Below are 7,786 nucleotides of genomic sequence, written 5' to 3'. Positions count from 1 at the left end.
ACCTATGCCACGCCGCCCGTAAGCGGAAAGTTTGCAACAGAACCGTGCCACGTCCCCAACGTCTTTGCAGGCAAGGTTTTGTACATCGTGGACGACATGCCGGAGCCAAAGTCGGCACCGTCGCCACCTGCACGGCCAAAGCGACGCCTGAAAGCGCGCTGTGGTGTGGAAGAAGGGACTTCGGTCGCAGAATCACCACCAACACGACGAACCATACCGGCGCTTTCCTCATTGAAATGGACTTATAAACGCCGCGCTTGTCTTTAGGTGGAAACGAATGATAAGATTGCATTATCATTCATTTTGTGTGACACTGTCAAAATGGCCTCTCTCGTCGCGCAGAATGGCGAAAAGCGTGTCTGAGGACGCTCCGCTCGATCACAGAAAGCATCTCCATATGCCCAAGTCCACGCCCGATGCGCCCCCCGAACCATCAGGCGAGCCGGTTGACCTGCCGGATATTGTCGACCTGGTGATTGAGATGGGTGCACGGCCGTCTTCTGCGGAAGGACCTCCAGCTCCCCTCGATCCTGCACGCGCGCAGAACCTCTCAGCCGGGCCTCTCGAAGATCTGGCCGACAGGGCGCGCGGCTATGTCGAAGCCGCCAGTTCCGCAAACACGCGCCGCGCCTATGCCTCGGACTGGCGTGACTTTTCAAGTTGGTGTCGGCGGCAGGGATTTGCAGTCCTTCCGCCCGACGCACAGACGGTTGGACTGTACATCACCGCACTGGCGTCGACTGGCAAAAGATCCGTGTCGACCGTGGAACGCCGGCTTTCATCGCTAAGCTGGAATTTTGCGCAGCGCGGACAATCGCTCGACAGAAAAGACCGCCATATCACGACTGTCATGGCCGGCATCCGCAACACGCATGGCGCCCCTCCCCGACAAAAGGAAGCCATTCTCCCAGAAGATCTGCTGGCAATGCTGGAGACGCTTGAACGCGGAACGCTGCGCGGCCTTCGAGACCGCGCCATGTTGCTGATCGGGTTCGCCGGCGCGCTGCGGCGATCGGAAATCGTCGGTCTGGATGTCGGCCGCGATCAGACCGAGGATGGTCGTGGCTGGATCGAAATTCTTGACAAGGGCCTGCTGATCTCGCTACGCGGCAAGACGGGCTGGCGCGAAGTCGAAGTCGGTCGCGGATCGTCAGACGCCACCTGTCCCGTGTTCGCCCTTGAGACCTGGCTCAATCTGGCCCGCATTGGCCACGGTCCCCTGTTCCGCCGTGTCACCGGAAAGGGCAGGCAGGTCGGAACCGAGCGGCTCAACGCCCAGGAAGTGGCGCGGCTGGTCAAGCGCACTGCCTTGGCAGCAGGCGTACGCGGCGATCTCTCCGAAGGCGAGCGCGAACAAAAATTCGCCGGTCACTCGCTCCGTGCCGGCCTGGCGTCCTCGGCCGAAGTCGATGAACGCTACGTCCAGAAGCAGCTGGGACACGCTTCGGCGGAAATGACCCGCAAATACCAGCGTCGTCGTGATCGGTTTCGCGTCAATCTAACAAAGGCCTCGGGGCTGTAGCAGGAAGGCGAAAGTCCCCTCTCCCGCCCCGCTGCATGCCGATTGCGCCACTTCTGGATGCCACCGGCTCAGAGGTTCGGCGCGATTACTTTCAGCGAAGGAAAATATGTGCGGTACCGGCCGACATCGCGGGTGAGCAGCGGCAGTTCACTGACGGCTGCATGGGCGCCGATGAAGAAGTCGGGCAGAACACCGGTCCGTGATCCACCCGACCTGCGATACTGCTTAAACACTTTTCCAGCCAGGAACAGTGCAGCTCGCGGCATTGGAGCTATCGTGAGGCCGGCCGCATCGAGAAACGTCTCAAGGCTCTCGACGCGATCGTAACGAACCGAAAGCTCAGCGTAGACAACATCGTTGATCAACAATGGCCCGTTGAGGCTTGCCGCCTCAAGTTGGGCTATTGACCAATCCGCCCAGTTCGGATCGTCAGTGACCAGGTCAAGCAGAACGTTGGTATCGATGAGCGTCACGCTTCACCGCGCGTCAGCGCCATGATCGCGTCGGTGTTTAGGCCCTCACCGGCATGGCCGCGCAACTTCGCAAAGCGGCTCACTGGCTGTTTCGTTTCAATGGGTGCCAGCACCACACGTCCATCGGCAGCCCGGCGGAATTCAACCTTGCTTCCGGGAACGATGCCCAGCAGGTCGCGGACCGGCTTCGGTATGGTCACCTGCCCCTTTGCTGTAACGGTGATGCTCATCTTCGCTCCATAGTAATACCTGTATTACACAAGGTATTACCGCGCCGTCCGGAGTTCAACCCCTGGATCGACAAATGCACCAACGGGGCACTGTCCAGGGGTTGAAGCGCGCAACTTCCGACACCAGATGAAGCGCTGCCACCGCATCTGCAGGCGGTTGCAGTTTCATACGATCAAATCGTTTGGATCAGCGGAGGAGGAGATGGACGTCAGCATGTTTGATGACCCGATCTTTGTCAAAACGGGTACGTTTCTCGTCCAGGAAATCGCCTGCATTACCGACGCGATCGATTTTCTCGAACGCTGGCCGGTAAGACACAGAGATCTGATCCACGAGACAGCATTGACAGCCTGTTATGAAGCGCATGATGGGCATAAACCGGCCAGTGTCGCGCGCAACGCGGTCGAAGGTTTTGCCAGACGAGCCGGAATATTGGAGGATCCAGAAACCGTCATGCCATGGATGACATCCGCCTGAAAAACCGTTCTCAATCGTCCCTCCCGTCGACAGCAGGGCATGTGTGCGTCCATATCATAATACTTTTGACGACAATTCGCCTGTCCATCAGGGGCATGAGCACCTGACCGGTCTCCGGGACTTCTGTCCGAGAATCCACTGAGCACTCTGAAGGCGAGCATGCTTCTTCCTTCCAGAGCTCCCCCGCAAGAGATCGCCGACAGCTCGAGCTTCTTCACGAGCCCACGAGCGCGGAATGGCTGGAATACGCTATGCGGGACCAATCGCGCCGCTCGAGCATAGCCAGAAAATGCCAGACACCCCCTAAACCTGAGAGTGAACATCTGTGGAATCCATTACGATCAACAACCGGGAAGAATTCGCCCAATGGGCTATCGAACGCGCCAATGCGATCCTGACGGAACAGGGTTCGGCGCTCGCGACCGCTGCGCGCACTGGACACGACAGGCAAATAAACGACGCTGCTAATACCCTCGGCCAGGTCATTGTTGACGCGCTCCTCGATACCTTCGACGGGCTGATTGATACCGACGGCGATTAGCCAGCTCCAACGGGCTCCAACATCACCATCTCGGCTTTTGTAGCGACCTCAGCAGGGCATCCGAGACAGCGTAGCCCGTTTGCTGATCATTGCCGCCAGATAGCGGTTCGTAGTTGGTCTTTGCCGTCGCCTTGCGGGCATCCAGCTTCGCCCTTAACAGCGCCATCACCATTGGCCACGTCGAGAACAGGCCCTCTCGCGCCTTGTCTGTCAGGCTGCGCAAGTAGCCGCCGGCGCTGTTGATCTGATCGGAGCGCTGCAGGATCGCCGCCAATGTAATCGCGGCCTGCGTCTCTCCCATGGCTTCGCGGGCTTCCCGCCATGCGCTTGGGCTAACACCCAGCATTGGCCGGGCCACCTCCACGGCCGCCAGAAAGTCTCGCCAGTGGCGTATTTTGCCTCCCTGCCCCAAATCCTTCAGGCTGGGGCAGGCATCAAGCACGATGCCCAATGGCAATTCCCGCTTTGGCAGGCTGTGCAGGTTGTCGCTTTCCGCGACGTCGCTACCCTCGCCATCTTCTTTTCTAGAGCTATTTTCAGATTCAAGATTAGAGTCTGGGTTTGAATTCTGTATGTGGCATCCAGAATGGGACTCATTGGCGTCCAGATTCTGTGTTTTTGTGAATGATTCCAATACGTCGAGGACTTCCGTGTGCAGATCATGAAGGTCGCTGCAGACATCCTCGATAAGTTGTCTTGGGGCCGAACGCGGCAACCTGCCGATAATGGCCTGATAGCTCTGCTGTACACGCCCCCAATTTCCAGGGACACTCTCTTCAATCCCCGTCTCGATGAGCTTTACGACGTCACGTCGAAGAAGTGTGAGGCGTTCCCTGGCAATCTTCAAGGCCTTCTTCTCACACTGTACCGCTTCAGCGAGTTCACGGAACTCCTCCGCCCGGTAAACGATCGGGGACAGATCAAACCCGTATGCCTGTTCAACCTGCCCTCCACGACCTTTACGGGCGAAGCGCTTGCCGTTCGGACTGTCCCGACGGATGATCAGTCCGCACTCAACCAGGACAGCCAGGTGGCGTCTCAGTGTGGTCGCAGGCATGCCATTTGCGCGTGCCATCAATTGCTCGTTCGACGGCCATACAATGAGCTCACCGTCGCCCGAGAGCTCCGTTTCTGGATGGAAAGAAAGGAGAGCATTGAGAATGGCAAGTGAGCGGTCCGTAGCGCCGATCAGGTCACGTGCTTCCCGAATGGAATAGAACACTTTCCATTTCTGAACCTGTGCGCCTTCTGGTGCCGCCTTCGCTCTGGCCTGGCTTGCCATCATGGCAAGCGACATTGTACGCCGCCCAAAGGGCGTCGTTGGGATATAAGTCTGCATTTTCTTTCACCTATCGATAGGCAATAGAAAAATGCTCGCCGAAATGGCGCTCACGGCTCAAAAGAGCCTTGACTGAGATTCTCGGAAGTGCGATTCTTTAGCTGATTATACTAAGAAGGGGCTTCCGGAAGCGATTTCGGTGGCCTTTTTCTTTGCCAAATTTCGTTCTGGCCGAGAGCTTCGGCCGCTGTTTCAGTCGCCGCCCTCCTCTCTGTTTTCCTGAAACTCCTGATAAAGGCGCTCTAGTCTCCTCGAGAGATAGGCACCAAACTGCGATGCGTCCTTGGCCTTCAAGGCCAAAGTGAATGCCTTTCCACTGTCCTTAGTCGAAATCTTCACGGCATCGTCGGACAGACTCCAAGCCTTTTCCGCGGGTGACTGTTTTTTCGGCTTCCTCGAGCCGGAGACCTTCAGCTTTTCAAGCAGGAAGCCAAACCGACCGCCTTCGTCGAGTTCGGTGAAGGCGTCCGATTGAACCAGTTCCAGAGCTTGAGCGGATTTCGAAGGGGCTTGTACTGTCTTTTTGAGGTCTTCCCAACGATCACGCCCAATGCCCTTGGCAGCGCCAAGAGCATCCAAAATGGGAGGAGGGACCGTTTCAGCCACCGACAGCATTCTAGACAGCAAGGTGTCATCAACGGTGAGCGCGCTCTTGATCGTGCCTTTGTCGATGCCGGACTCTTGTAAACGTCTTGCGTAGAGTGATTTCTCAATAAAGCTCAGATCGTCTCTGGCCGAATTCTCCTGGCCCTGCGCGACCACGTACGCGATCTCTTCGAGAGGCTTTATGACCGCCCTGACCTTCTGGCCAAGCTTTTTGGCGACGCGCACTCTACGATGTCCGAACACGATGATATGACGGTTTCTGTCGCTGGGATTCGGTCGAACGAGCACAGGCTGATGTTGACCCGCTTCCTTGATCGCTTCAAGGAGTTCCTGGTCCCTGGCCAAGTCCTCGCCAATTCGGTCCTGATAAGGGGAGGGGTCCAACGTATCCGGGTCCAGAGCGACGACCACATCGCCCTCAAGCACACGCATCGAGTTCTCTGCTAGATCATCGAGTGATTGCATCATTGAACGCGATGCGCCGCGACGCGCGTATTCGACGCGTGACCCACCCTTTTCAGCGGATTCCGCTGACTTGGTTGGCTGCGCGCCAATGTTTGCGAGAAGATGCTTCCTAGCCATTCGTCATACCCGAAATCAAAGATATCTTGTTGAACTTCCTTTGTTTTTTGGCGATTTGCACGGCTGTCAAAAATCCGGTCATTTTCGACCCCAGGCCTTGTGAACGAGAGCTGTGATTTCGCTATTCACTGCATTCAGGGACTCAACCGCCCGGTCATAGGTCGCCCGCACGAACTGAGCGCGCTCGACTTCGTAGACCGTCTGTTTCGTAATACCGGCGTCGGATATGGCGGTCGACTTCACCATTTGATTATTCAGCATTCTCTTGCAGAACATGGCCTGCATAAATCCAACCATTTGCGCCTGCGGTCCATCCGTCGCCTCATATCGCGTCGCAAGAAAACGGAACCAGTCGAGCTTGACCTGAGCTCCGGCACCTTTGATGGATTGCAGGATCCCGCCGAGCATCAGCAGGAACTGACTCATACTCATGATGTCCAGCATCTGGGGATGTACGGTGATGAGTACGGCGGTGGAGGCGGTCAGAGCAGTAAGTGTCAAGTAGCCGAGCTGTGGTGGGCAGTCGATCACGACCACGTCGTATTGGTCGTCGACCTCCTTCAGCGCTTTTGAAATGCGCGTAAAGAAGAGGCGGCCTTCATGGGAGTTGGCCGCTGCGAGTGGGGTTTCGTACTCGTACTCCTGGAGCTCCAAATTCGCAGGAACAATATCCAATCCCGGGAAGTTTGTGGCTTGGATTATATCCTTGATCGAGCCTCGCTGATCGTCATATCGCAGCGCTTCGAACAACGAAGGATTCTTGTCGAGCTCGGGTTGAACGCCGTGAAGTGCGGTCAGCGACGCTTGCGGGTCAAGGTCAATGGCCAGTACGCGGTGTCCCGTGAGAGCAAGATACTGCGCGAGATGAGCTGTGGTTGTTGTCTTTCCCGAACCGCCCTTGAAGTTGACAACTGAAATCACTTGCAGGTGCTCGCCGTCTCGGCGCCGCGGCACGTAATTCTTCACGTCGCTGCGACCGTGTTTGTCGAGATACTGCCGAAGCTCAAGCATTTGCTCTGCCGTATACGAGCGCCTGCCCGAGGAAGACACCGTGGGAACGGGGCCCTTTCCATCGAGGTGGAGTTTCTTGATGTGGTTTTGTGTTACACCTATGAAATCCGCCACCTCGGCAAGCGAGAACAATCTCAGCCCCTTTTGCGCGTCTGGCGGGTACTGCTCCAAACGGAGCATATTCAACCGGTCAGAGATCAACTCACCCTGCAGGATGATCTCTTCGTCGAAGTCCAACTCGTCTTGCTCTATGACCGGAACCACCGAATTCTCACTTTTCTTGAAATAACGCTTTTTCCAAGACAACGCACGGGAAAGCGTTATTACTATGTGCGATTCCGGATTAGGCGCAAGCGGTTTTTGGTCAATGGTACCTTAATGCGAGTCGGGGAGAAACGGCGACGGGTGTCGATTTCAGACCGATTCCCCCGTACTTTCCGTTACTTAGCTGATGGTTTCCGCGGCCACGGGTCAGAATCTTATCCCGGCAGTTTTGACGGGGCAGGGGGCATCGGTGCCAGCAATAGGCCCCGACTCGTCGTAAAACCGCAGACACCCGCCAATTCCGAACCCGACTCAGCAAAGTGAGTCGCCTCAACGCCCTAGTGGGGCTTGTCACGTTAACGACGAGGCAGGAGTTTGTGAGATGGGCTGACGGCTATGAAGACCGCATCTGCCAGCTACAAACGCCATTGGTTCCTGCTGAGCCTCCGTATGATCGAGGAAATGCNCCCTAGTGGGGCTTGTCACGTTAACGACGAGGCAGGAGTTTGTGAGATGGGCTGACGGCTATGAAGACCGCATCTGCCAGCTACAAACGCCATTGGTTCCTGCTGAGCCTCCGTATGATCGAGGAAATGCGGCATTGCCAAGTTATTTGACGTTGATTGCAAGAGTGGTGATTTCTCGCAATCAGGGGGATTGCCAAGTTGATCACGGCTTTGCGTGGGGATAGGCGGTCATTATGAGAACTCCACCAACAATGTCGCGCCTGAAGGGCTTTC

Annotated in this window: 8 protein-coding genes; 3 read left to right on the top strand and 5 right to left on the bottom strand. The window is 56.6% G+C overall.

The window, feature by feature from the left end; all coding sequences use genetic code 11:
• Positions 1-397 precede the first annotated feature (397 nt).
• The gene (locus tag NDI72_RS21510; protein WP_283801741.1) at positions 398-1,522 is read left to right on the top strand and encodes a site-specific integrase; all 1,125 of its coding nucleotides are present in this window, start codon (positions 398-400) and stop codon (positions 1,520-1,522) included.
• A 68-nt stretch (positions 1,523-1,590) separates the two neighbouring features.
• Here the strand turns inward: NDI72_RS21510 and NDI72_RS21505 are convergent, their stop codons facing one another.
• Together NDI72_RS21505 and NDI72_RS21500 are read right to left on the bottom strand one after the other, a co-directional pair.
• Entirely contained in the window at positions 1,591-1,995 is a 405-nt protein-coding gene (locus NDI72_RS21505; protein ID WP_283801740.1) for a type II toxin-antitoxin system VapC family toxin, read from the bottom strand.
• Positions 1,992-2,225: an AbrB/MazE/SpoVT family DNA-binding domain-containing protein gene (locus NDI72_RS21500; protein ID WP_283801739.1), complete on the bottom strand. Its 234-nt coding sequence runs from the start codon at positions 2,223-2,225 to the stop codon at positions 1,992-1,994. The genes NDI72_RS21505 and NDI72_RS21500 overlap by 4 nt, the downstream gene beginning before the upstream one ends.
• Positions 2,226-2,427: 202 nt before the next feature.
• On the opposite strand from NDI72_RS21500, the gene NDI72_RS21495 reads away from it, so the two are divergent.
• A complete protein-coding gene (locus NDI72_RS21495; RefSeq protein ID WP_283801738.1) occupies positions 2,428-2,703 on the top strand; it encodes a DUF982 domain-containing protein in 276 nt (91 codons plus the stop codon).
• Positions 2,704-3,028: 325 nt separating this feature from the next.
• A complete protein-coding gene (locus tag NDI72_RS21490; RefSeq protein WP_283801737.1) occupies positions 3,029-3,244 on the top strand; it encodes a hypothetical protein in 216 nt (71 codons plus the stop codon).
• A 22-nt stretch (positions 3,245-3,266) separates the two neighbouring features.
• Here NDI72_RS21490 and repC read toward each other — a convergent pair whose 3' ends face one another.
• The 3 genes from repC to repA form a co-directional block, all read right to left on the bottom strand.
• Positions 3,267-4,583, bottom strand: a complete 1,317-nt coding sequence (gene repC / locus NDI72_RS21485) for a plasmid replication protein RepC (RefSeq protein ID WP_283801736.1) — start codon at positions 4,581-4,583, stop codon at positions 3,267-3,269.
• 192 nt (positions 4,584-4,775) lie between these two features.
• Complete coding sequence (repB, locus tag NDI72_RS21480) at positions 4,776-5,771, bottom strand: plasmid partitioning protein RepB (RefSeq protein ID WP_283801735.1); 996 nt, start codon at positions 5,769-5,771, stop codon at positions 4,776-4,778.
• A 78-nt stretch (positions 5,772-5,849) separates the two neighbouring features.
• The gene (gene repA / locus NDI72_RS21475) at positions 5,850-7,019 is read right to left on the bottom strand and encodes a plasmid partitioning protein RepA (RefSeq protein ID WP_283801734.1); all 1,170 of its coding nucleotides are present in this window, start codon (positions 7,017-7,019) and stop codon (positions 5,850-5,852) included.
• Between the last annotated feature and the right edge of the window lie 767 nt (positions 7,020-7,786).

The sequence above is a fragment of the Nitratireductor sp. GZWM139 genome, from assembly GCF_030068685.1.
Classification (GTDB): domain Bacteria; phylum Pseudomonadota; class Alphaproteobacteria; order Rhizobiales; family Rhizobiaceae; genus Nitratireductor; species Nitratireductor aquimarinus.
Note: the sequence above shows the minus strand (reverse complement) of the source record. Positions and strands in the feature narration are given on the sequence as shown.

Coding starts and splice junctions, on each gene's coding strand:
- repB (WP_283801735.1), bottom strand. CDS start 5,771: ATGGCTAGGAAGCATCTTCTCGCAAACATTGGCGCGCAGCCAACCAAG.
- NDI72_RS21495 (WP_283801738.1), top strand. CDS start 2,428: ATGGACGTCAGCATGTTTGATGACCCGATCTTTGTCAAAACGGGTACG.
- NDI72_RS21510 (WP_283801741.1), top strand. CDS start 398: ATGCCCAAGTCCACGCCCGATGCGCCCCCCGAACCATCAGGCGAGCCG.
- repC (WP_283801736.1), bottom strand. CDS start 4,583: ATGCAGACTTATATCCCAACGACGCCCTTTGGGCGGCGTACAATGTCG.
- NDI72_RS21500 (WP_283801739.1), bottom strand. CDS start 2,225: ATGAGCATCACCGTTACAGCAAAGGGGCAGGTGACCATACCGAAGCCG.